Annotated in this window: 1 protein-coding gene; it reads right to left on the bottom strand. The window is 42.6% G+C overall.

Annotation, left to right across the window (positions count from 1 at the left end):
• Window positions 1-433: 433 nt before the first annotated feature.
• The gene (locus tag RJ60_RS14885) at window positions 434-1,540 is read right to left on the bottom strand and encodes a hypothetical protein (RefSeq protein ID WP_133117319.1); all 1,107 of its coding nucleotides are present in this window, start codon (window positions 1,538-1,540) and stop codon (window positions 434-436) included.
• Between the last annotated feature and the right edge of the window lie 171 nt (window positions 1,541-1,711).

The following is a 1,711-nucleotide window of genomic DNA, read 5'->3' as shown; positions in this document are numbered from 1 at the left end:
TTCCTGACTTGTAGAAAGCATTCATCAGATCTATGTTCTTCTTCGCATCACTGAGCAAGTAGATATTGCATTCCCGGTTTTCAATAATCTCTTGTATTCTGTTCCTAAGCACATTGAAGAACAGCTTATTCATCATCAGATCCATGCTCTTCTCCTAGATTATATATTGTTTATGTCAACTTTGTCAACAAAAAACACTTTTGTCACGGTTCCATCGCTCAAGCGGTCCGAAAAGAATACATCCAAACGTTCACTGAATTCCAGCACTATCTTAGTGACATAGTTCTTATTCCGCGTCTCGATCGGCAATTCAGTTTGCCCAGTTTCTCGACCTTGCTTTATCGTAGATGCTCAGCTTACAGAAGATGCGAGTCTTGACAGCCGATTTGAATGAAATGTAAAAAGGCGAGTCTGCTACGAAAAAGAGTTATGCCTAATCTTCCGCACTCTCGCTGTAGTCCTCTAATACATCGTCCGAAAGATGTGCAAGATGAGAAAGAGAAGCTATCTCTCTTACGCTTTCGTACGAAAGGTATGTGCAGGTTTCAAACAAAGGGCCACGTTCTAGCAACGAAAAAACAGGTCTTTGCAGTTCTTGAAAGACCTTGTCCTTTCTGGAGAATGGAGCTACTATGTGAAGCTTAATGTCCATATTCGGCTGAAGCGCCAGCAGATCGGCCATTCTGAGAATACCGGAGTAGATTGAAGTGGTATGCTCTACCTCGAAAGCCCTCTTGATAGATCTTCCTTTCAACCACAGAACATCTATCTGCTCTATAGTCTTTAGGGTAGTCTCATCGTAATTAAGTGGTAGCCTATCCAGAATAGCCAGGTTGCGGGTCTTACATTCAGAAAGTACTCTGCTTTGGTCGTTTCTGGGAATCCATATCTTCATTCCCATCTTAGCGCCAATATCTGCCAGTAAGGCTTGAATCTTAATTGACTCGCGCACATCGGCTTGCTCAGTTATCGTTTCTTTATCTTCAGAGTCCTCGTCCGTTGGGACTGATACAGGTATGTCTTTATTTTCAACTCTGACTCTAGGTAGTAGATACTTCTTGTAGGCTTCGACGTCGTATGCGAACAACCTCCCGGAGTGTTCCTGATTTGATAGGACTGCTTCCAAGAACTCACCGTCTTCGTCATCCAGTCTAACAAGACTACCCCTGACCTTCCCGGTCCAGGCATTCGAGTTCGGCGGAAGGTCTCTGGTGAAGGATAATCCCTTCCATATCTCAGGCTCGTGTATTGGCAAGGCTTTCTCAACTTCTAACCAGACCAGTGGCTTGACTTTGAACCTTACTATAAACGGGTCGTTTGCTTCATAGAAACGGGGAGAATCATCAATAAAAGGCTTGCTGGTCACTTCTAGTACACCAATCCAGCGAGAGAGTCTGGTCAGGTAACATATAAGTTTATCCCCGATATTAACTTTGTTTGCCAAATTTCTGTGCCGTATACGAAATCCGGAAATAGTTCTATCTGACTTTGAAAAAGCTTCATATGTTTCTGGCGAAAACAGATCAATATAATACGCCATTTCAACCATCACCTGCCAGCCTTTTTCAATTCTTCTAAACCACCAGTGCCTTATCCTGCTGTTTGGAATATGTCTCTGTGTTTTTTTATTGGAAGATCCGATTATTTGCAAAGCTGGCTACCTTTAACACTATAATAGTCGATGTTACAAAACAGACCAAATACGCCAAAA

Origin of the sequence: Mesotoga sp. B105.6.4 (assembly GCF_002896535.1) — a bacterium.
In the GTDB taxonomy this organism is placed as follows: Bacteria; Thermotogota; Thermotogae; order Petrotogales; family Kosmotogaceae; genus Mesotoga.
The sequence above is the reverse complement of the archived record's forward strand: the minus strand, read 5'-3'. Positions and strand labels throughout refer to the sequence as shown.